Source organism: Litorilinea aerophila (assembly GCF_006569185.2).
Taxonomy (GTDB): Bacteria; Chloroflexota; Anaerolineae; order Caldilineales; family Caldilineaceae; genus Litorilinea; species Litorilinea aerophila.
This window is the reverse complement of the sequence record NZ_VIGC02000023.1, coordinates 55,178-77,258: the sequence shown is the minus strand read 5'-3', so window position 1 is coordinate 77,258 and position 22,081 is coordinate 55,178. Positions and strand designations below refer to the sequence as shown.

The window sequence follows — 22,081 nt, the reverse complement described above, 5'->3', positions numbered from 1 at the left end:
TTCAAAAATGCCCTTTTTGCAGGGGAGTCATAGATTGCTTTCATGAATAAGGACATGAGTAAGGAGAAGAGACCGTGGATATGGCAAAGATGCCCCGGACCGGCCGAGAAGTGCACCTTCGTTCCCGGCCCCAGGGGCTGCCTGAGGAGTCCAACTTCGAACTGGTAGAAGTCCCGGTGCCAACGCCCGGCCCTGGGGAAGTGTTGGTGCGGAACATCTACATGTCGGTGGATCCGTACATGCGGGGACGGATGCGGGAAGGCCCCAGCTACGCCGCTCCCTGGCAGGTGGGCGAAGTGATGCAGGGCGGCTGCGTGGGCCAGGTGATCCAGTCCAACAGCCCGGAGCTTCAGGTGGGCGCCTACGTGTTGGGCAACCAGGGATGGCGGGAATATTTCGTCGCGCGCCCGGACCAGCTCACCCCCGTCGAGCCCGGCCTGGCGCCCATCCAGGCTTACCTGGGCGTGATGGGCATGCCGGGGATGACCGCCTACGTGGGCCTGCTGGATATTGGCCGTCCCCGCCCCGGGGAGACGGTCTTTGTGTCTGCAGCGGCGGGCGCCGTGGGTTCCATAGTCTGCCAGATTGCAAAGATCCAGGGCTGCCGGGTGGTGGGCAGCGCCGGCTCGGACGCGAAGGTGGCCTGGCTGCTCAACGAAGCTGGCGTGGACAGCGCCTTCAACTACAAGACCGTGGCGGATCTGTCGTCCGAATTGGCGCGGCGCTGCCCGGATGGGATCGACGTCTACTTCGACAATGTGGGGGGAGATCACCTGGAAGCGGCCCTGGATCACATGAACCAACACGGCCGCATCGTGGCATGTGGCATGATCTCGGTCTACAACGCCACCGAGCCGGTCTGCGCGCCCCGGAACCTCTTCCGGGTGGTGGGCCAGCGGCTGACCATCCAAGGGTTCATCGTCAGCGACCACTGGGACCGGCGGGAAGCGTTCCTGCAGGATATGTCCCGCTGGATTCAGGAGGGGCGTGTCCGCTGGCAGGAGACGGTGGTGGAGGGAATCGAGAACGCCCCCAAGGCCTTCATCGGCCTGTTCCAGGGCGAAAATTTCGGCAAGATGCTGGTCAAGATCGGGCCAGACCCCGCCGTATAGGGGCAAACGGAAGCCGAAGCCATGGCTGGGAGGGCCATGCCCTCCCGCCCGCTTCGGCCGATGTTTGATCCAGGTTATCGTCTGTGGGACAAACCAACGGGGCTGGTATGTGGTGGCGACGGGTGGACTTGAACCACCGACCTAGGGATTATGAAGCCCTCGCTCTAACCGCCTGAGCTACGTCGCCAGATGGAAGCCGCCGGCCAAATTGGCCAGCGGCTTCTCTCCGAGTAGCGGGGGTAGGATTCGAACCTACGACCTCCGGGTTATGAGCCCGACGAGCTACCTCTGCTCTACCCCGCGTCGCTTACGGTCAATACTATAACATACCTCCACCCTCCGGTCAAATTTCAATTCCACCGAATCTATTTCACCTTCGTCGGTCCACATCGGACAGGACGCCAGAAGGCCCGCCCCTACGCCATCAGCCCCCGGGTGTAGAGCAGCCACATGCCCAACCCGTAAAGCACAAAGATCAGCAGGGCGTCCACTTCGATAAAAAGGAGCCGGCGCTCGATGCGGGCCACGTTGCCGAAGAGCCCCAGGGCGGTCAGGGTCACCCCCAAAACCGCGGCCAGGGTCATGGTGGAATCGATATCCGCCAGAAAGGTTCCCTGGGTGTAGAAGAAATCGGTCAGCCCCAGGGCAAAAATGTTGAAGCAGTTGCTGCCGAAGAGGTTGCCGATGGCCAGGTCGAAGGCGCCGATGCGGGCGGCCGCGATGGTAGTCACCAGCTCCGGCAGAGAGGTCACAATGGCCACCAGGGCTGCACCCACGAAACCGGTGCTGATGCCCGTGGCCTCGGCAATGCCCTTGGAGCTGCTCACCAGCCAGGGTGTCACCACCACCAACACGCCTGTGGCCACCAGAAAACCTGCGATGGACCAGGTCAGGCTGGGCAGGCCGGCCTGACCGGCGTCCAGTTCGGCCTCCGCGCTGATACCCGGGTTGTTGCTGTTGAGCAGCCAGACGCCACCCACGTAGACCGCTATCAGGGTGAGGCTATCCAGCCCAATCCAGCCCACGGCCCAGGGTAACTTGGCCAGGATGAAGAAAACCGACAGGCTGCCCAGCAGAACAGCCAACCCACCGCTGATGGCATGGTTGCGCAGTACCACGCGCAGGATACGCCCCCGCCGCACCACCAGATCCAGGACGCCCAACATGAACATGTTAAACATGCAGCTTCCGAAGATGTTGCCCGCGGCCAGGTCGGGCACCGTCTGGTTGATGGCGCTGATGGTCGTCAGCAGTTCCGGCAGGGAGGTGGCCGCAGCCAGGAGCAAAGTGCCGATGAACATGCCCCCCAGGCGGGTGCGGATGGCGATGACATCCCCGTATTGGGCCAGCTTCTGGGCGGCCACCACCACGATGGCCGCGCTGACAAAAAAGGTTACCCAGATCATGCATCGGCCTCCGGCGTGGAGTCAGGATGGACGGTCCCCTTGAAGAGGGAGAGCTCCCACGCCGCCAGGATGCCTGTGTTGGGGGCCTCCAGATCCCCCACGATCTGCTCCACGGCCCGCAGACAGTGACGCACCGTCTCCAGGTCGGGCACCACGGTGAAGAGGGTGTAGTGGCCCTGCTGAATGCGCTCGGCCAGGACGGGAAAGCCGAAGGTGTAGCGGGCGCCCAGCACCTGCACCCGGCGACGATGGAGGCCGCTGCTCTCCACGATGGTCACCCCGCCGACGCCCAGGGCGTGCCAGGCATCCAGGACCGGATCCAGTTGATCCGGGTCATCCAGAACACACATAACCATGTGCACGGCTACCTCCCCGTTGACATTGCTATTACAGTCCGGCGTAAATACCACGGCAGAAATTCCGGGTGTCCTCTGAGCGCGCTATCTCCGGTGGATACGATCGGCGAATTTCTGCCGGAATTTGCTATGCTATCTTTCCATGTAACTGCTCAGCCTTGGGCTTAAATCTGCTGGGCCAGTTCGCTGCGCTGGAACGAGCGGCCGCCAAACCAGATCAACCCCGCGTCGATGGTCCAAAAGGCGATGCCCAGGATGAAAACTGGGATGGGGCTGAAATAGAGGAGGCCGGCGGCCTGTCCCACGATCAGGCCGATGATGGGGATGACGATCACGCCACCCAACTGGTATGCCTCCTGAAAGGTCTCCACCTGCACCGAGATCATGACGGTAAAGCCCAGGCCCATCCCGGCCACGGCCGGCGCCACCCAGAGGGCCAGCACCCACCACATGGCGTTGGGGAAAAAGATCTGCTGCATGGCGGGCCAGGCAGCCCAGTTGACCACCACGCTGTAGAGGGCGAACCCGATCCAGGCGATGGCCACCGCCGGAATCCAGGCGGCCAAGAGCTTGGCCACGAAGAGCTCCCGGTCGGTGGTGGGCGTATAGAGCAAGGCCTCCAGGGTCTTGCGCTCCTTTTCGCCGGCAAAGCTGTCGGCCGCCACCACGCTGGCCACCATCAAGGGTAACACCAGGTACATGGGCGCCAGATAGTAGACCACCAGCAAGACCACCGCCCGCTGGGTTTCATTGTAGGCCAGCAGCGGCACCCGCAAATTGTCAGGCATCTGTTGGATGTAGCGCTCCATGCGCAAGGCCTGCTCATTGCCCGGAATCTGGGCCAGCCAGGGCAGGGAGGCCGCCAGGGCCGGCACCAGCACCATCAGGATCAACGGCACCACGGTCAGGGGGATGATCACCCCTTTGCTCTGGCGGACAATTTTCAGGTCTTTGCGGACAATGGCCCAGATGGCACGCCAGTTCATGGCGACTCCTCCGATGCCCCATGGGCCTCATCGTGGAGGGCGAAGTAGACGTCCTCCAGGGTAGGCTCCTGGTACATGATGCGATAGATGGGCACCTGCTCCCGGGTCAGGCTGGCCACCAGCCCGGGCACCGACTCCCGCTCCACGCCGGCCAGCTGCAACACGTCGCCGTTGTGGTGGATCTCGGCCACGTAGGGCAGCCCCTGCAGGACGGCCAGGGCCGTGGGCAGGGCCTCCGCCTCGGTTTCGATCTCCAGGCGCTGGCCACGCACCACCTGGCGCGCCAGTTCGGTCGGCGTCCCCAGGGCCAGCAGCCGTCCCTGCCGCAGGACTGCCACCCGGTCACAGAGCTTCTGGGCTTCGGCCAGGTTGTGGGTGCAGAGGAAGACGGTGCACCCTTCCGCCCGGCTCAAGTGGAGGACCAACTCGTGGAGCTGGCGGGTGGCCACCGGATCCAGGCCGGCGGCCGGCTCGTCCAGGAAGAGGAGCTCCGGCCGGTGGAGCAGGGCCCGGGCCAGGGCCAGCCGCTGCTTCATACCCTTGCTAAAGCTGCCCACCCGTTCATGCTCCCGGCCGGCCAGGCCAAAGGTGGCCAGCAGCTCTTCCACCCGCGCCCGAACCTGGCGCCGGGGCACGGCATAGAGATCCGCGTAGATGGTCAGGTTGTCCCAGGCGCTCAGGCGTTCGTCCAGGGAGGTGGTCTCGGTGAGGACGCCCGTGTGGCGGCGCAGGGCCGGCCCCTCGGCCACGGGGTCCAGGCCCAACACCTTCACCTGGCCCGCGCTGGGAGGCAGCAGGCCGTTCAACAGGCGCACGGTGGTGGTCTTTCCCGCGCCGTTGTGGCCGAGGAAGCCAAAAATTTCGCCTTGCCGGACGTCCAGAGTCAGGGCATCCACGGCCAGGGTGTGGCCGAAGCGGCGGCTCAACTGTCGGGCGATAATGACGGCGGTCATCCCTGTCTCCAGCAAGTGGGCGATACGGCTCCCTCACTCTGCCATGGAAACGCCCCGACGTCAACATGGAAAATAACCTGGTACGCACCAGACCGCAGGTCCGGTCTCCCGGCCGGACAAGCGTCCCCGCACCCCAGGCGCCCCTGCCACACAGGGATGCGTGACCTGCGCACCACAAGACAACGTCCCGGGGCAGAAAACCCCGGGACGTTGTTACAACTCAATGGCCGGATTCACGCCGGATTCATTCCCCGGCCTGGGATTGACCATTTTTGATGGCGGCCTGGGCAGCGGCCAGCCGGGCGATGGGAACCCGGAAGGGGCTGCAGCTCACGTAGTCCAGGCCGATCAGGTGACAGAACTCGATGCTGTCCGGGTCGCCGCCATGTTCGCCGCAGATGCCCACGTGGAGGTCGGGGCGGGCCTGGCGGCCCATGTTCACGGCCATCTGGATCAGCTTGCCCACGCCCGAGCGATCCAGCTGCTGGAACGGGTTGTGGGGCAGGATGCCCTCCTCCACGTACTGGATCAGGAACTTGGCCTCGGCGTCGTCCCGGCTGATGCCAAAGGTGGTCTGGGTCAGGTCGTTGGTGCCGAAGCTGAAGAACTCGGCCTCGCTGGCCATTTCGTCCGCGGTCAGGGCGGCCCGGGGCACCTCGATCATGGTGCCGAACTTGTAGCTCACCGAGTTGCCCATCTCCCCAAAGACCTCCTTGGCCACCGACTCCACGATCTCCCGCATGCGCTTCAGCTCGTTGACGTGGCCGGCCAGGGGGATCATGATCTCCGGGTGGACATCCACGCCTTCCCGCTTGACCCGGACGGCCGCCTCCAGGATGGCCCGCACCTGCATTTCGGTGATCTCGGGCATGACCACGCCCAGCCGGTCACCCCGCAGGCCCAGCATGGGGTTGGCCTCCCGCAGGGCCTCCACCCGGCTGAGGATGTCCTCCTTCTGGCGTACTTCGGCCAGGGCCTGGTCGATCTCGCTCAGGGTGTGGTAGTGTTGCAGGCGCACCTTCAGGTCGGCCAGATCCTGCACCAGCTGGTCGTAGGAGGGCAGGAACTCGTGCAGGGGCGGATCCAGCAGGCGGATGATCACCGGCTGGCCGTCCATGGCCCGGAAGATGCCCTCGAAATCAGCCCGCTGCATGGGCAGCAGCTTCTCCAGCGCGGCGATGCGCCGGGCCTTGCTGCGGGCCATGATCATCTCCTGGACGATGGGCAGCCGCTCCTCTTCGAAGAACATGTGCTCGGTGCGGCAGAGGCCGATGCCCTCGGCGCCGTAGCGGCGGGCCCGCTCCGCGTCTTTGGGGTAGTCGGCATTGGCCCAGACGCCCAGCTTGCGGATCTCGTCAGCCCAGCCCAGGAGGGTGTTCAGCTCCACCTCCCGCTCGAAGTCCGGCTCCTGGGTCTCCAGCTTGCCCAGGAAGACCTCGCCGGTGCCGCCGTCGATGCTCAGCCAGTCGCCCTCCCGGACCTCCACGGTGGCGGTTTCGGTCTGGACCACGAAGAGGCGCTGCTCCACGTTGATCTGGAGGGATTCGGCGCCGCAGACGGCGGGCTTGCCGAACTGGCGGGCCACCACCGCGGCGTGGCTGGTGGCGCCACCCCGGCTGGTCAGGATCCCCTGGGCCGCGATCATGCCGTGGACATCATCGGGCTTGGTCTCCGGCCGAATCATGATGACCGGCTTGCCTTCCCGGCCCCACTTTTCGGCCGTGTCCGCATCGAAGACGGCCAGGCCCACGGCCGCGCCGGGGCTGGCGTTGACGGCCTTCTCTACCAGCAGGCGCCCCTCTGCAGCCGCCTGCTGCTTCACCTCGGCGCTGAACTGGGGGTGCAGCAGCATGTCCACCTGGTTGGGCTGGACCCGCAGGAGCGCCTCTTCCCGGGTGATCAGCCCCTCGTTGGCCATGTCCACCGCGATCTTGATGGCGGCCCGGGCTGTACGCTTGCCATCCCGGGTCTGGAGCATCCAGAGCTTGCCCCGCTCGATGGTGAACTCCACATCCTGCATGTCCCGGAAGTGGCGTTCCAGCTTTTCCACGATCTCCAGGAACTGCTGGTAGACCTCGGGCATCTCCTGCTGGAGCTGGCTGATGGGCTGGGGGGTACGGATGCCGGCTACCACATCCTCGCCCTGGGCGTTGATCAGGTAGTCGCCGTAAAGCTCCTTGGCGCCGGTGATGGGGTTGCGGGTGAAGGCGACGCCGGTGCCGCTGTTCTCCCCCATGTTGCCGAAGACCACCATCTGGATGTTCACTGCGGTGCCCAGATCGTGGCTGATGCCGGTGGCGTTGCGGTAGTCCACCGCACGCTTGCCGAACCAGCTGTTGAAGACGGCCCGGGTGGCCAGCTCCAACTGCTCGTAGGGGTCCTGGGGGAATTCCCGGCCAGCGAAGGCCACCACCAGCCCCTTGAAGCGCTCGGTGATGCGCTGCCATTCCTCGGCCGTCAGCTCGATGTCCAGGCGGACACCCCGCTCCTTTTTGACTTCCGCGATGACCTCTTCGAAGGGTTCATCGGGCACGCCCAGCACCACCGCGCCGAACATCTGGACCAGGCGGCGGTAGGAGTCGTAGACGAAGCGGGGATCCTGGGTCAGCTCGATCATGCCCTGGGCCGTCTCGTCATTGAGGCCAATGTTCAGCACCGTGTCCATCATGCCCGGCATGGAGAATTTGGCGCCGGACCGACAGGAGACGAAGAGGGGGTTGCTGGGATCGCCGAACCGTTTGCCCGTCACTTCCTCCAGGCGATGCATGGCCTCCACTTCCTGCTCCCACATGCCCGGCGGAAACTTGTGGTCGTGGGCCAGGTAGGCGTTGCAGGCCTCGGTGGTGACGGTGAAGCCCGGCGGCACGGGGATGCCCAGCCGGGTCATCTCGAACAGGTTGGCGCCCTTGCCGCCCAGGAGCGCCTTCACGTCGTCCCAGCTCTTGGGCTGCAGGTACGCCTCGACCTCGTCCAACTCCGAGAACATGTAGACCCATTTTTTGCCGGCCTGGGTGCCAGCCGCTTCTGCACCAGTCTGTCGTTCTGCTACAGCTGTCGCCATCGGACCTCTCCTTGATATGCACCGTCTTGAGAACGGATCACGGCTGCCAGAGGTCTCCCCACAAAGGGAGACACCCAAACAGACCTGCCTGGGAGACAGGCCTGGATCGCGCAACAGGGTTCGTGCCCCAGTCTAAAGAAAAATCTCTCCAGATGCGCCGGGCATCTGGAGAGATTGGGCACTGGTCAGCCGGTGGGTTTCCCTCCTGGCCAGCTGGCCAGGGGTACCGGGCGACATCCAGAAGAGGGGAGACGGGTCAGGCGACGCCTGCCAGACGCCTACCAGACTCGGGGTGCGATGGGGATCCACTGGGCATCCCGGATGAGCTGGTACAGGATGGGTCCGTAGCTGAGCAGGATCAGGGCGATGGCGCCGTTGAGCCACGGCCACCAGGTATCCAGCCAGGCCGGCGCCGGTTTGGGATCCAGGGGCTCGGCCACCGGCATTTCCACGGGCGCGTCCAGCTTGCGGGGCAGGAGCACCGTGGCGAAGATGACCAGGAAGAAGAGGGTGGCGCTGATGGTCAACAGCCCCACGCCCAAGACCGATTCCAGCAGGTAGGGTGTCCAGGCGGCGGAGGCGTAGGGGGCATCGCCCAGCATGGTGCGCCGGGGCACGCCAAACCGCAGCCCCATCAGGTGGTAGGCATTGGCGAAGAAGAGCATACCGAAGAACCAGGTCCAGGCCTGGGCCCGGGCCAGCCAGGGGGTGAAAAGCTTGTGGCCTGTGAGCTTGGGCACCAGCCAGTAGCAAATGCCGAAGAAGGTCAGGGTGGTGGCCGAGCCCACGGTCAGGTGGAAGTGGCCGGGCACCCAGGCGGTGTTGTGGACCACCAGGTTCATGTCGTAGGAGGCGTTGGTGATGCCGCTGATGCCACCGAAGGCGAAGAGGATCATGGCCAGGTTCTGGGCCGCGTAGGAAGGATCGCCCCAGTTCAGCTTCCGGATCCAGCCGAACCAGCCCTTGCCGCCCCGCTTGCGCGCGCCCAGCTCCAGGGAGGCCACCACAGTGAAGGCAGTGATCAGGCTGGGGAAGGCCACGCCCAGGGTCAGGATGGTGTGGAGGAACTTCCAGCCCTGGGGAATGCCCGGGTCGGTGTACTGGTGGTGGAAGCCCACCGGCACCGAGAGCACCAGGAAGAGCCAGAAGACGAAGCGGGCCAGGGGCTCGCTGAACATCTTGCCGTCCGTCTGGGCGGGCAACATGCCGTACCAGGAGAGGTAGGCCGGCAGGAGCCAGAAGTAGACCAGGGGATGGCCGAAGTACCAGAAGAGGGAGCGGGCCAGCAGCGGGTCGGTGCCGTCGGTCCAGCCAAAGGCCGCCGGCAGGAGCAGGAAGAGGATCTCCGCAGCGACGCCCAGGGTGGCCAGCTGCCACATGACCATGGTGATCAGCGCGCCCAGGGCCAGGAAGGGCGTCCGCACGCCGGGGTTCTCCTTGCGCCAGGCGCCGTAGGTGAAATAGAGGCCGTAGCCCACGGTCCACGAGCCCACCACCACCAGGGTCAGGCCCACGTAGAAGGTCCAGTCGGCCAGCATGGGTGGGTAGAAGGTGTAGAGGACCGAGGCCAAGTTGGCCAGCAGGGGATAGGCGGCCATCAGCAGGCCGACCACCATCAGGACCAGGGCCAACACGTTGATCCAGGGGTAGCGCAGGGGCCGCTGAAGGCTACGCACCACCACAAAGGTAAAGAATCCGCAGATGAAAAAGGTGGTCCAGACCAGCGCATTGAGCACACCGTGAATGGTCAGCCCCTGGTAGTAGGTCTTGATCACCGGCTGCAGGTAGGTGTAGAGGTTCAGTCCCGCATGTTCCAGGCCCTGGAGCACGCCCAACAGCAGGCCGATGGTCAGGGCGCCGATGCCGATGCCGATGTTCCAACCCGTCAGCCGATCCACGAGCTTGAGGTCGGCGTCGGTCAGGGGCACGGGCGCCGGTGTTGATTGGGCGGGCGCAGCGGGCATGGCTTGTACAGACATGGTCGATTCTCCTCTTGTGCAACGGGTCAGGGAACGGAAGCCCGGCTACCGGGCCTGGGCTGTGCTCTCTTGGGTTGGCGCTTCCACGATGATCCGGCCAAACATGGTGTGATGAAGCTGGCCACAATATTCGTGGCAGACAAATTCATAGGTGCCCGGCGTATCAAACCGGGTCTTCAAGGTGGAAATCTGACCGGGCAGGACCATCATGTTGACGTTGGTCTCCATGATTTTGAAACCGTGCTGCACGTCCTGGCTGGTCACGTAGAAGGTCACCTCGGAACCGGCCGGAATGTGGATCTCGTTGGGTGCGAACTGCCAGATCTGGGCGCGCAGATAGAGCTCATATTTGCCTGGCGCCAGCTCCCGCAGCCCCGGGTTGGCAAAGGGGCTGCCCGGGTCGTACAGGGTTCTGGGGTCGATGCGCTGGTAGACACCCGGCACCTGGACGCCCATGGCAAAGCCGGAGGCAAGCACCGCCAGCAGGAAGACGGCCAGGATCACCACGGAGATGCGGATCCAGGCCCCTTCGAAACGATCCACGTGAAGCGCCTCGGCAGGCGTCCCCCCGGCCTCCGGTGCCGGGCCGTGGGTGGGTTCATGTTGGCTCTGGCTTTCCATCGGTTGTTCACTCATTGGGTCGTCCCTCGCGAAATCATGGTCAGGTAGACGCTGCCCCACAGGGCAATGATGATCAGGACATAGACCGCCAACAAGGCGATGGTCCCCTTCGGTGTGTCTGGATCTTTCATGACACGCTCTCCTTGTTTCGTTTCTGTGTTATTTCTTTTCTAGTGGTGTCCGTTCACCCATCTTACCGTAGATCCGGCCTCCTGGCCGGACAGGGGTCCCTGCACCTCTGTCACGCAAGGATGCGTGACCTACATACAACTGTTCCACCCCATCCCCCTACCCCTTTCCCTCGCTGGGAGCACAAGCATGATGGAGTTTTTGTGGGTGCTGCGGCGCAGCACACCACAAAAACAGACGATTCCTCCCCCCTCCCCCCCGCAGAGCGGAAGGACCGGTGGGAGAGGCATGTGTCCCGGGTTTAAAATCGCCGCAACAGGTAGCTCATGTCCGCCGCCATCTCCTCGGCTGTGGTGCCGTAGGGGAAGATCATGCGCACATAGCCCTCCGGATCCACCGCGATGACCACGCTGGTGTGGTCCACGGTGTAAGCCGTGCCGGGCTCGCCCCGGCGCTCGAAGTAGATGCCGAATTGGCTGGCCACCTGCTGGATCTGGGCCTCGGGGCCGGTGAGGCCCAGGAAGGATGGGTTGAAATGGGGCAGGTAGCTGGCCAGGTGCTCAGGGGTGTCCCGCGCCGGATCCACGCTGACGAAGAGCACCTGCACCTGCTCCATCTTCCGCTCGCCCAGGATGTCAGCCATGGCAGCCAGGTCGTTCAGCGTGGTGGGGCAGACATCCGGGCAGAAGGTATAGCCGAAGTAGAGCAGGACATACCGGCCCCGGAAGTCGCTCAGGCTGACCGGCTCCCCGGTCATGGCGGTGAGGGTGAAGTCGTCCGCCTGTTGGGGCGACTGGATGAGCACGCCGTGAAGCTCCGGCGGCCGCAGGCGCAGGACCAGCAGCAGGCCCACGGCCACAACCAACATCACGGCCAGGCCCAGCACCAGGGGATGGCGCCAGGGGCGACGAGCAATGCGCTGGGTGGCCTGGCCTTCCTGCGAAGGAACGGTCGTTTCCATGGAACGTAACAAACCTCCTACTACAGTCTGGCATAAATACCACGGCAGAAATTCCGGGTGCCCTCTGGACGCACGACCTCTGGTGGAAACCATCGGCGAATTTCTGCCGGGATTTACTACAGTAGACGCAACACTCATTTGGGATAGCAGAGGAACAGGTGGGCAGCTTCATAGGCGTAGCGCTGGATCCCCCGGCTGTTCTCCACCTCCCGCACAACCAGGCCGATGTCCCGGCGCAGGCGCTCCACATCCGGCGTGGCGGTGCGGTAGCGGGCCCGGATGATGCCCCAGCCGTCCACCAGGACGAAGGTGGGATCGAACTGGAAGGATCCGTCGTCCTGGCGCTGGTAGTAGACGCCAAATCCGCCGCCGATCACCTGCTTGAGGAATGGCTCCTGGCCGGTGACTCCATGCCAGCGGGCGGGATCCATGCCCAGCTGCGCCCCATAGCGCCGCAGCGCGGCCGGATCATCCCGGTCCGGGTCGAAGGAGATGGTCACAAAGGAGAGGGGAAGCGACCCTGTGTCCAGGTCGGCCAGTTCCTGCTGGAGCCGGGCCAGGGCCACGCCGGGATCCGGGCACGGAGCCAGGCAGCCGGTATAGGTGAAGGTGTAGAGGGCCAGGCGGCCCCGCAGATCCTCGCTGGTGAGCCGCTGGCCATTCTGGTCCACAAAGGCGTAGCCCGGCGCCAGGGCAATCCGGGGCAGCACCTGGATGGGTTGGAAGATCACGAAGGCCAGCAGGCCCAAGATGGGCAAGGCGAGCAGGCTGGCCCAAAGCCAGGGGCGCCGGAAGGCGGGTACTGGGCCCATGACTGTGCCGGCTCGCTCGGGTAGGGTGATTCCCTGGGTCATCGGTTTCATCGTCTGTCTTCATTGCAAGGACACCATTGCAAGGACACCACAGAGACGCAGAGCCCGCAGAGTTTTCTCTGAACTCCCCTGGTATGGTCTGGCGTAAATGCCACGGCAGAAATTCCGGGTGTCCCTCTGGGCGCACTCCCTCTGGTGGCAACTATCGGCGAATCTCTGCCGGGATTTCCTGATCTTTCTCTGCGCCAGAGGGATACCGCAAGGACGTAGGACATGCGTTGCTCAGTCTACTCCATCCCTCCGCCAAAAGCAACCCCGCCAGAAGCCTGAGAAGCCAGGGAAAGACGACCGTTGGTACTGCCGGCAATCCGTTGCCACAGAGGCAGGGCATGTTCGAGCACATCCCGCAAGATCAGCCGGGTATGGCTATCCAACCCCTCGCCGTGGCCGAAATCCCTGCCGGGGATGGTCAGCAGCCAGGCAGGAGGCAGCTCATTGCGGAAGAGCCGGGCGTGGGCCAAAAGGCCCGCCGGCGACAAAGTATGCCCCCCGCCCTCCATGGAGGATTCCAGGCACACCGGCTGTAGCCGCCAGGTGGATAGACCCTTCGCTGCATCCACGAAGAGGACCGCGGCCACCGCCGGCGCGGCGATCTCCAGGGCCATCTCTGGCACCAGCTGATGGCCAGTTTCCAGGCGCACGGGTAGGCCCCGGGCCTGCCAACAGCGGGCCAGGGCCTGAGCCAGAAAACACCCTGCCCCGTCATCCCGGCGCAGGGTGTTGCCATATCCCAGGATCAACAGGTACGGCGCAGCACTAACTGCTGGGGGCGTCCGTTGCTCTGTCACGCTCGGGTCAGCTCATCCAGCAACGTACCGTCCGGCCCCATCAGCTGCACCTGAAGGGGCATCTGCCCCAGGGCGTGGGTCGAACAGCTCAGGCAGGGATCGAAGAGCCGGATGCCATGTTCCAGCCGGTTGAGGATGCCCTGCCGCAACGACGGGCCGTCCACATAGTGGCGGGCGATCTGGGCGATGGTCTGATTCATGGCCAGGTTGTTCTGCCCCGTGGCGATGATCAGATTCACCCGCTGGAGCACCCCGTCCTCGTTCACATGGTACTCGTGGAAGAGGGTCCCACGGGGCGCCTCGCTGACGCCCACCCCCACCAGCTGGTTCACGTCGGCCTTGCTGCGCACGTGGCTGTCGGTGATCTCCGGATCGGCCAGGGTCTCCTGGATCTTCTCCAGGGAGAAGAGGATCTCGATCAGGCGGGCATAGTGGTAATGGAAGCTGCCCGTCACCGGCTTGCCCTGGGGCGCGAGCTGGCGGAAGGCCTGCAGGTACTCGTCGGCCCGGGGCGTGCCGGCAAAGTCACAGATATTGAGGCGGGCCAGGGGCCCCACCCGATACATGCCCTCCTGGTAGCGGCCGCCCTTCTCCTGGGCCCTGGGCCTGTAGAAGGGGAACTTCAGGTAGCTCCACGGCTCCACCGCCTCGCCGATGATCTCCCGATAGCGGGCAGGCGGCAGGCCCTCTTCCAGGATCCGGCCGTCGCCGTCCATCACCCGCAGCAGGCCGTCGTAGTGCTCCAGCCCACCCGCAGGCGTCACCAGGCCCAGGAAGAGGCTGGGGAAGTCCCCGTAGACGGTCACCTCCTCGGAGAACTGGGGCAGCAGGCGCTGGTACAGCTCCAGGGCCTGCTCCACAATCGCCAGGGCCTCCGGCAGCATCTCCTGGATCCGGGCCCGGTTTTCCGGGCTCAGGGGCTCCCGCACGCCGCCTGGCACTGTCCAGGCCGGGTGGACGCTGCGTCCCCCCAGGATGCGGATCACCTCCTGGCCGAAATGGCGCAGCCGGATGCCGTTGCGGGCGATGTCCGGGTGGCGGGCGATGAGCCCCATGAGGTTCCGCTGGCCGGGATCGCTTTCCATCCCCAGGAGCAGGTCCGGCCCGCTCAGGTGAAAGAAACTCAGCGCGTGGCTCTGGACGATCTGGGCCCAGTTCATCAGCCGGCGCAACTTTTCCGCCGTGGGCGGGATGCGAACGCCCAGGATGGCATCGCCGGCCTTGGCCGAGGCCATCAGGTGGCTGACAGGGCAGATGCCGCAGATGCGCGCGGTGATGCCCGGCATCTCCCAGAAGGTGCGCCCCTCGCAGAATTTCTCGAAGCCGCGAAATTCGGTGACGTGAAAGCGGGCGTCGGCCACCTGGCCGGCGTCGTCCAGGTGAATGGTAATTTTCGCATGGCCTTCGATCCGGGTCACCGGATCGATGGTGACGGTGCGTGGCATGGTGCCCCCCAATCCTGATTGCTCATGTTAGCCAAAGCGACGCATCTCCGGCGGAAGCTCCACCGGCTGCCCGGCCAGCAGCGCGGTCACCGCCGCCCAGATCCGGTCCGGATCTGGCGGGCAGCCCGGCACGTAGGCATCCACCGGGATCACCTGGTGCAGGGGCAGGACCTTGGGCAGCAGGGCCGGCATGACCCCGTCCGGCTCGCCGCCGGTGGGGGCCCGCCCCGGCCCTTCCCGGTACACCTGGGTGAGGAGGTCGTCCACTGCCAGGCGATTGCGCAGGCTGGTGACGTTGCCGGTCACGGCGCAGTCGCCGAAGCTGACCACGATCCGGCTGTTGGCCCGGATCTCCCGGGCCAGCAACAGGTGGTCCACGTTGGCCACCGCGCCCTCCACCAGGGTCACGTCCACGTCGGCGGGAAACTCCTTGGCGTCGGCGATGGGGCTGTAGACCAGCTCCACCTGCTCGGCCAGCTCGATCAGCTTCTCGTCCAGGTCCAGAAAGCTCATGTGACAGCCGGAGCAGCCGCCCAGCCAGGCCGTGGCCAGGCGTACCTTGCCCCGTTGGGCGGGGCGCTCCTGGGGCGTTTTCTCAGCTTGTTGGCGTTCCATGGCCCTTTCCTCCCTACTGCTCGCCGGCCGGATAGTGCCACTGCTTCTTGTTGCGCCCATCCAGGATCCAGCGCAGGAAGTCATGTTGCTTTTCCATTTCCGCCACGGTGACGCCCCGGGTGGTCAGGGCGCCGGTGGGGCAGACCTGGACACACTTGCCACAGCTGGTGCAGCTCTGGCTGGTTCCCCAGGGCTGGTTCAGGTCGGCGATGATGCGACTGTTCACACCCCGTCCCATCACATCCCAGACGTGGGCGCCCTCGATCTCGTCGCAGACCCGGACACAGCGGGTGCAGAGGATGCAGCGGTTGTGATCCAGCACGAAGCGTTCGTGGCTGGCATCCACCGGCAGATCCGGGTTCAGGTAGGGATAGCGTACGTGGTCCATCCCCAGGTTCACCGCCTGGTCCTGGAGCTCGCAGTGGCCGTTCATGACACAGACCGCGCAGACGTGGTTGCGCTCGGCGAAGAGCAGCTCCAGAATCATGCGGCGGTACTTGAGGAGCCGGTCACTGTGGGTGCGGACCACCATCCCCTCCTGCACGGGCGTGACGCAGGAGGCCAGCAGCCGGTTGCTCCCCTCCACTTCCACCAGGCAGAGGCGGCAGCCCCCCCGCTCACTCAGGCCCTCCAGGTGACAGAGGGTCGGGATCTGAATGCCCAGCTCTTCCAGCAAGCTCAGCAGGGATTGCCCCTCCTGGGCACTGACCAGTTCATCGTTGACCGTGAGTGTGACGACGGACATCAGTTCACCTCCCCGGAGATGGAGCCGTTCCCGGCCAGGGCCTGGGCGTGGAGCCGGTCAGGCCATTCCAGGACGGGCACCTGATCCAGGCTGCAGACGCCGGCAGGGCAACGCCGCTCGCGGATGTGGGCCTCGTACTCGTCCCGGAAGTAGCGCAGGGTACTCAGGACTGGATTGGGGGCCGATTGGCCCAGGCCACAGAGGCTGGTCTCCTGCACCATGACGCAGAGCTCTTCCAGGGTGGCCAGGTCCGCGGGGGTGGCGCTGCCGTCGGTGATGCGGCGGAGCAGTTCGTACATCTCCACCGTCCCCACCCGGCACGGCACACACTTGCCGCAGCTCTCGTCCATGCAGAATTCCATGAAAAATTTGGCCACGTCCACCATGCAGCTGCGGTCATCCATGACGATCAGGCCGCCAGAGCCCATGATGGAACCCAGGGCCCGCAGGCTCTCGTAGTCCACGGGCGTATCCAAGAACTGGGCGGGGATGCAGCCGCCACTGGGGCCGCCGGTCTGGGCCGCTTTGAAAGTGCCCCCGTCGGGGATGCCGCCGCCGATGTCGAAGACGATCTCCCGCAGGGTGATGCCCATGGGCACTTCGATGAGGCCGGTGGTGGCCACCTTGCCGGCCAGGGCGAAGATCTTGGTGCCCTTGCTCTTTTCCGTGCCAATGCCGGCGAACCAGTCCGCGCCGTGGGTGATGATGGGCGCCACGTTGCCCAGGGTTTCCACGTTGTTGATGAGGGTAGGCATGCCCCACAGACCCCGCTGGGCGGGATAGGGTGGCCGGGGCACCGGCTGGCCGCGGCGTCCCATGATGGAAGCCATGAGGGCGGTCTCCTCGCCACAGACGAAGGCGCCCGCGCCGATGCGCACGTCGATGCGGAAGTTGAAGTTGCTGTCCAGGATGCGGCTGCCCAGCAGCCCCCGGCGCTCGGCGGCGCGGATGGCCCGCTCCAGCCGTTTGGCGGCGATGGGGTATTCCCCCCGCACGTAGATGTAGCCCTGTTCCGCGCCCACGGCATAGCCAGCGATGGCCATGCCCTCCAGCACCCGGTGGGGGTCCGACTCCATCAGGGTGCGATCCATGTAAGCGCCGGGATCGCCCTCGTCTCCGTTGGCCACCACAAACTTGCGGGCGCCCGGCGCCTTGCGCACCAGGTCCCACTTGAGGCCGGTGGGATAACCGGCGCCGCCCCGGCCCCGCAGGCCGCTGCGGATGATCTCGGCGCACACCTCTTCGGGCGTCATCTCCCGCAGGGCAAAGGCCAGGGCCGAGTAGCCGCCCCGAGCCACGTAGTCCTCCAGCCGCTCCGGGTCGATGAGCCCACTGTTGGACAGGACCACCTTGTGTTGTTTGGTGAAGAAAGGGATGTCCAGGGGCAGCAGATGCTCCTGGACCGGCTCACCGCCCTGCACATGTTGTTGGACGATGCGGCGGGCGGCATCCGGCGTGACATTTTCGTAGAGGAGGTCCGGCTCTCCCTGGCGCTGGACGGTAACCACCGGCCCGCGGCTGCAGGGCCCCATGCAGCCGGTGGAAACCACCTGGACCTCCGCGTTCAACTCCCGGCGGGCGATCTCATCCTGCAGCGCGTCGGCCACAGCGGTGCCGCCGGAGGACAGACAGGGTGTGCTGGCACAACAGAGCAGCCGGCAGCGGAAACCCTGCTGTCGCTCCTGCTCCCGTTGGGCCATGTTCTCCAGGTCGGCTCGATTCATGGTTTGCACCCTCCCTTCAGTGGGCCATTAGCCGGCCATGGGTTCCGGCTGAGAAGTGTCCAGCAGGGCCTTGAGCCGGCTGAGGGTGGTCTCCGGCGTCTCCCGGCCCAGGACTTCGCCATCCACCACAATCACCGGCGCCAGTCCACAGCTGCCCAGACAACGGGCGGTGGCGACGCTGAGTTTGCCGTCGGGCGTGGTCTGGCCTGGCTCCACCCCAAATTCCGCCTGCAGCGAGGCGACGATCTCGGCCGCCCGCTTGACGTAACAGGCCGTCCCCATGCAGACAATGCAGGTGTGCTCCCCCTGGGGTTTCAGGGAAAAGAAATGGTAAAAGGTGGCCACGCCGTAGACCCAACTCAGGGGCAGCTTGAGCTGGCGGGCCACATAGATCAGGAGATCCTCCTCCAGGAAGCCGAAAGCCTCCTGGGCAGTGTGCAACACCTCGATCAGGGCATCCTGTTGATACTGGAAGCGCTTCAACGTCCGGTCGATCAACTTGAAGCGGGGGTCGCCGCTGGGATGCTCCCCGCCATCGTCCCGGCGGGGTGAACGTTTGGCAGTCGGTCTGGCAGCCATACGCGTCCTTTCCAAAGCTGGAATCCACGGATGCACCGGCCCGGCGCCGGGGAGGCATGCTCCCGGCATGTTTACTGTACCGGAGAATGGGTCACCTGGCGTCAGGCAACTGGGGAGACCTGACCCTGCCCGGCTGGCCGGTCTTGCCCCTGGCCAGTTGACCAGGGGGCGGCCCCGTGCCCGCCCGATTTCTTCAGACCCAGGCGGATGAAGGGACCGCGACGGCTATGCTGGCCAGCATGTAGGGACGAAAAATTTTTCGCCCCGATTGACCCCAGACAGGTGAAAGGGGCACCCATTCCCGCAGGGGCGGGCATCTGGCATTCCGCTCCACTCCATGGCATAATAGAAAACCAGACAACCGAATATCCACAGGCTGATACGGCGCAGCGAGAGAGGGCCTGCTCTGCCAGGACGCCGAAGGTGCAAGCCGACGTGGCAGCCACACCACGCCGGTGACACTCTCAGGCAAAAGGATCGTTGCGCATAAGCCACTCTGGAAAGCCTCCTGTCCCCTGGGCAGGAGCACCGACGGGGCAATTCTCACCTATTCACTCGGGCATTCACTCGGGCAATTCATCAGGTGAGGACAATCTCTCAGGTCGACGACAGAGCAGACGGGCATCCTTTTGGAGTGCCCGTTTTTTGTTCCCCGTTTTGTGACACAGGAGGGAGTAGAATCATGACCCTGTCCAACGTGCTGGATGCCATTTTCGACCCATCCCCCCCAGACCCAACCACCGATCCCCAGGCCCGGCAGGCGCTCTTGCAACCCCAGGACACCTTCCCACGCCGCCACCTGGGCCCCACCCCGGCCGCCGTGGCCGAGATGCTGGCCACCATCGGCGTCTCCTCCCTGGATGAGCTCATCGACCAGGCCGTGCCGGCCAACATCCGCCTGCAGCGCCCCCTGGATCTGCCGCCCCCCCGCACCGAAAGCCAGGTCCTGGCCGACCTGCGGGAGCTGGCCGCGCAAAACCAGATCTTCCGCTCGTTCATCGGCATGGGCTACTACGACTGCATCACCCCGCCGGTGATCCAGCGCAACATCCTGGAAAATCCGGGCTGGTACACCCACTACACCCCGTACCAGCCTGAAATCGCCCAGGGCCGCCTGGAGGCGCTCCTCAACTTCCAGACCATGGTCTGTGACCTCACCGGCCTGGAAATCGCCAACGCCTCCCTGCTGGACGAAGGGACCGCGGCCGCCGAAGCCATGACCATGTGCAAGCGGGCCCAACGTCGCTCCACCGCCAACACCTTCTTCGTCTCCGAAAAATGCCACCCCCAGACCATCGCCGTGGTCCAGACCCGGGCCGAACCCTTCGGCTTCCAGGTGGTGGTGGGCGATCCCGCAAGCTACGACTTCAGCCAGCCCACCTTCGGCGCCTTGCTCCAATATCCGGACACTGAAGGCAACATCGAAGACTACGCGAACTTTGTGGAGCGGGCCCACCAGGCCGGCGCGCTGGTGGTGGTGGCCACCGACCTGCTGGCCCTGACCCTGCTGCGCCCACCCGGCGAGTTCGGCGCCGACATCGCCGTGGGCAGCAGCCAGCGCTTCGGCGTGCCCATGGGCTACGGCGGCCCCCACGCCGCCTTCATGGCCACCACCGACGCCCTCAAGCGCCTCATGCCCGGCCGTCTGGTGGGCGTCTCGGTGGACGCCAACGGCGCCCCCGCCTTCCGCCTGGCCCTCCAGACCCGGGAGCAGCACATCCGCCGGGAAAAGGCCACCAGCAACATCTGCACGGCCCAGGTGCTCCTGGCCATCATGGCCTCCATGTACGCGGTCTACCACGGCCCAGACGGCCTGCGCACCATCGCCCGCCGGGTGCAACTTCTGACCACGGTCCTGGCCCAGGCCCTGCGCCAGGCCGGCTACACCCTCAACGACGGCCCCGTCTTCGACACGCTGAAGATCACCGCCGGCCCCCGCAGCCAGGCAGCGATCCTGGAAGCGGCCCGCCAGCGGCGCATCAACCTGCGGGCCTACCCGGACGGTGCAGTGGGCCTTTCCCTGGACGAGGCCACCACGCCGGAGGAGCTGGAAGCCCTGCTTCAGATCTTCGGCGCCCAGGCCGATGTGGAAGCCCTGGCCGCGGAGGCGGATCTGACCTACCCGGCGCCCCTGGCCCGCACCAGCGACTTCCTCACCCACCCGGTCTTCCACCGCTACCACTCCGAGACGGAGATGCTGCGCTACATCTTCCGGCTCCAGGGGCGGGACATCTCCCTGGCCCATTCCATGATCCCCCTGGGCTCCTGTACCATGAAGCTCAACGCGACCACTGAGATGCTGCCCATCACCTGGCCGGAATTCGCGCACCTGCACCCCTTCGTGCCCCGGGAACAGGCCCAGGGCTACGCCGAGCTCTTCCGCCGGCTGGAAGCCATGCTGGCCGAGATCACCGGTTTTGATGCCGTCTCCCTCCAGCCCAACGCGGGCTCCCAGGGCGAGTACGCCGGCCTGTTGCTCATCCGGGCCTATCACCAGGCCCGGGGCGAAGGCCACCGCCACATCTGCCTCATCCCTGCCTCGGCCCACGGCACCAACCCGGCCAGCGCGGTGATGGCCGGCATGACCGTGGTGGTGGTGCGCTGTGACGAGAACGGCAACGTGGACCTGGACGACCTGCGGGCCAAGGCCGAGGAGCACAGCCAGGAGCTGGCGGCCATCATGGTCACCTACCCCTCCACCCACGGCGTCTTCGAAGAGGGTATCGTGGAGCTCTGCCGCATCGTCCACCAGCACGGCGGCCAGGTCTACATGGACGGCGCCAACATGAACGCCCAGGTGGGCCTCTGCCGCCCCGGGGACATGGGCGCGGATGTCTGTCACCTGAATTTGCACAAGACCTTCTGCATCCCCCATGGCGGAGGCGGCCCGGGGATGGGCCCCATCTGTGTGGCGGCGCACCTGGCGCCCTTCCTGCCCAACAGCCCGGTGGTGCCCGGCGTGGGCGGCGCAGAGAGCGTGGGCGCAGTCTCGGCCGCGCCGTGGGGCAGCCCCAGCATCCTGCCCATCTCCTACGCCTACATCGCCATGATGGGCGCAGCCGGCCTGACCGCCGCCACCAAAATCGCTATCCTCAACGCCAACTACATCGCCGCCCGCCTGGAGCCCCACTACCCGGTCCTCTACAAAGGGGCCCAGGGGCGGGTGGCCCACGAATGCATCATCGACGTACGGCCGCTGAAGGCCGTGGGCGTGGAAGTGGAGGACATCGCCAAGCGCCTGATGGATTTCGGCTTCCATGCGCCGACCATGTCCTTCCCGGTGCCGGGTACGCTGATGATCGAGCCCACCGAGAGTGAGTCGAAGGAGGAGCTGGATCGCTTCTGCGACGCCATGATCGCCATTCGCGAGGAGATCCGGGCCATTGAGCGGGGAGAGATGGACCCGGAGGACAACCCGCTGAAGGGCGCGCCCCACACGGCCCAGATGGTGGCGGCCGATGTCTGGAACCACCGCTACTCCCGGGAGCAGGCCGCCTTCCCCGCGCCCTGGGTGCGGGAGGCCAAATTTTGGCCCCCAGTGGCCCGCATCGACAACGTCTACGGCGACCGGCACCTGGTCTGCACCTGTCCGCCCCTGGAAGCCTACGCCTGACGGGCGGATCCCCCCTTTGGGATCGGTCGGGGCAGGGGGACGTTTCCCTTGCCCCGACGGTCTGTTCCCCCAGGGTCCACGGACCCTAATATCTGCTTTAACTTTTCTCCAGAACTTCTCCACATTTTCTCGATAC

18 protein-coding genes, 2 tRNA genes and 1 riboswitch are annotated in these 22,081 nt (G+C 65.3%); of the genes, 2 read left to right on the top strand and 18 right to left on the bottom strand.

Annotated features, from left to right (window positions below; translation table 11 throughout):
• Positions 1-80: 80 nt before the first annotated feature.
• Complete coding sequence (locus FKZ61_RS16640; protein ID WP_141611286.1) at positions 81-1,112, top strand: NADP-dependent oxidoreductase; 1,032 nt, start codon at positions 81-83, stop codon at positions 1,110-1,112.
• Between the two features lie 110 nt (positions 1,113-1,222).
• Here FKZ61_RS16640 and FKZ61_RS16635 read toward each other — a convergent pair.
• The 18 genes from FKZ61_RS16635 to hoxE all read right to left on the bottom strand — a co-directional run bounded on the left by FKZ61_RS16635 (position 1,223) and on the right by hoxE (position 18,332).
• A tRNA-Met gene (locus FKZ61_RS16635) sits at positions 1,223-1,299 on the bottom strand.
• Positions 1,300-1,343: 44 nt separating this feature from the next.
• Positions 1,344-1,415, bottom strand: a tRNA-Met gene (locus FKZ61_RS16630).
• A gap of 113 nt (positions 1,416-1,528) precedes the next feature.
• A complete protein-coding gene (locus FKZ61_RS16625; protein ID WP_141611255.1) occupies positions 1,529-2,518 on the bottom strand; it encodes a sodium:calcium antiporter in 990 nt (329 codons plus the stop codon).
• Positions 2,515-2,874, bottom strand: a complete 360-nt coding sequence (locus FKZ61_RS16620; RefSeq protein ID WP_141611254.1) for a hypothetical protein — start codon at positions 2,872-2,874, stop codon at positions 2,515-2,517. The genes FKZ61_RS16625 and FKZ61_RS16620 overlap by 4 nt, the downstream gene beginning before the upstream one ends.
• 164 nt (positions 2,875-3,038) lie before the next feature.
• Positions 3,039-3,860, bottom strand: a complete 822-nt coding sequence (locus FKZ61_RS16615) for an ABC transporter permease subunit (RefSeq protein WP_141611253.1) — start codon at positions 3,858-3,860, stop codon at positions 3,039-3,041.
• On the bottom strand, positions 3,857-4,813 hold the full coding sequence (locus FKZ61_RS16610; RefSeq protein WP_229964293.1) for an ABC transporter ATP-binding protein: 957 nt from the start codon (positions 4,811-4,813) through the stop codon (positions 3,857-3,859). Before FKZ61_RS16610 ends, FKZ61_RS16615 begins: the two co-directional genes overlap by 4 nt.
• 244 nt (positions 4,814-5,057) lie before the next feature.
• On the bottom strand, positions 5,058-7,874 hold the full coding sequence (gene ppdK, locus FKZ61_RS16605) for a pyruvate, phosphate dikinase (RefSeq protein WP_141611252.1): 2,817 nt from the start codon (positions 7,872-7,874) through the stop codon (positions 5,058-5,060).
• Positions 7,875-8,152: 278 nt separating this feature from the next.
• Positions 8,153-9,853, bottom strand: a complete 1,701-nt coding sequence (locus tag FKZ61_RS16600) for a cbb3-type cytochrome c oxidase subunit I (protein ID WP_229964292.1) — start codon at positions 9,851-9,853, stop codon at positions 8,153-8,155.
• Between the two features lie 45 nt (positions 9,854-9,898).
• Positions 9,899-10,489, bottom strand: a complete 591-nt coding sequence (locus tag FKZ61_RS16595) for a cytochrome c oxidase subunit II (RefSeq protein ID WP_211358597.1) — start codon at positions 10,487-10,489, stop codon at positions 9,899-9,901.
• Positions 10,486-10,605: a cytochrome c oxidase subunit 2A gene (locus tag FKZ61_RS16590; RefSeq protein ID WP_141611251.1), complete on the bottom strand. Its 120-nt coding sequence runs from the start codon at positions 10,603-10,605 to the stop codon at positions 10,486-10,488. The genes FKZ61_RS16595 and FKZ61_RS16590 overlap by 4 nt, the downstream gene beginning before the upstream one ends.
• Positions 10,606-10,904: 299 nt before the next feature.
• Complete coding sequence (locus FKZ61_RS16585) at positions 10,905-11,564, bottom strand: SCO family protein (protein WP_170199853.1); 660 nt, start codon at positions 11,562-11,564, stop codon at positions 10,905-10,907.
• 134 nt (positions 11,565-11,698) lie between these two features.
• Positions 11,699-12,427, bottom strand: coding sequence for an SCO family protein (locus FKZ61_RS16580; protein WP_141611249.1), 729 nt, complete (start codon positions 12,425-12,427; stop codon positions 11,699-11,701).
• Between the two features lie 236 nt (positions 12,428-12,663).
• Positions 12,664-13,224, bottom strand: coding sequence for a hydrogenase (locus tag FKZ61_RS16575; protein ID WP_141611248.1), 561 nt, complete (start codon positions 13,222-13,224; stop codon positions 12,664-12,666).
• Positions 13,221-14,669 (bottom strand): Ni/Fe hydrogenase subunit alpha, encoded by a 1,449-nt coding sequence (locus tag FKZ61_RS16570; protein ID WP_141611247.1) that lies wholly within the window; start codon positions 14,667-14,669, stop codon positions 13,221-13,223. The genes FKZ61_RS16575 and FKZ61_RS16570 overlap by 4 nt, the downstream gene beginning before the upstream one ends.
• 27 nt (positions 14,670-14,696) lie before the next feature.
• Positions 14,697-15,284 (bottom strand): NADH-quinone oxidoreductase subunit B family protein, encoded by a 588-nt coding sequence (locus FKZ61_RS16565; protein ID WP_170199851.1) that lies wholly within the window; start codon positions 15,282-15,284, stop codon positions 14,697-14,699.
• 13 nt (positions 15,285-15,297) lie between these two features.
• Complete coding sequence (gene hoxU, locus FKZ61_RS16560) at positions 15,298-16,029, bottom strand: bidirectional hydrogenase complex protein HoxU (RefSeq protein ID WP_141611246.1); 732 nt, start codon at positions 16,027-16,029, stop codon at positions 15,298-15,300.
• The gene (locus FKZ61_RS16555) at positions 16,029-17,753 is read right to left on the bottom strand and encodes a NuoF family protein (RefSeq protein ID WP_141611245.1); all 1,725 of its coding nucleotides are present in this window, start codon (positions 17,751-17,753) and stop codon (positions 16,029-16,031) included. The genes hoxU and FKZ61_RS16555 overlap by 1 nt, the downstream gene beginning before the upstream one ends.
• A 27-nt stretch (positions 17,754-17,780) precedes the next feature.
• A complete protein-coding gene (gene hoxE, locus FKZ61_RS16550) occupies positions 17,781-18,332 on the bottom strand; it encodes a bidirectional hydrogenase complex protein HoxE (RefSeq protein WP_141611244.1) in 552 nt (183 codons plus the stop codon).
• Between the two features lie 380 nt (positions 18,333-18,712).
• Positions 18,713-18,822, top strand: a riboswitch (glycine riboswitch).
• 192 nt (positions 18,823-19,014) lie between these two features.
• Between hoxE and gcvP the strand changes: the two genes are divergently transcribed.
• The gene (gene gcvP / locus FKZ61_RS16545) at positions 19,015-21,945 is read left to right on the top strand and encodes an aminomethyl-transferring glycine dehydrogenase (RefSeq protein ID WP_141611243.1); all 2,931 of its coding nucleotides are present in this window, start codon (positions 19,015-19,017) and stop codon (positions 21,943-21,945) included.
• The last annotated feature ends 136 nt before the right edge of the window (positions 21,946-22,081 follow it).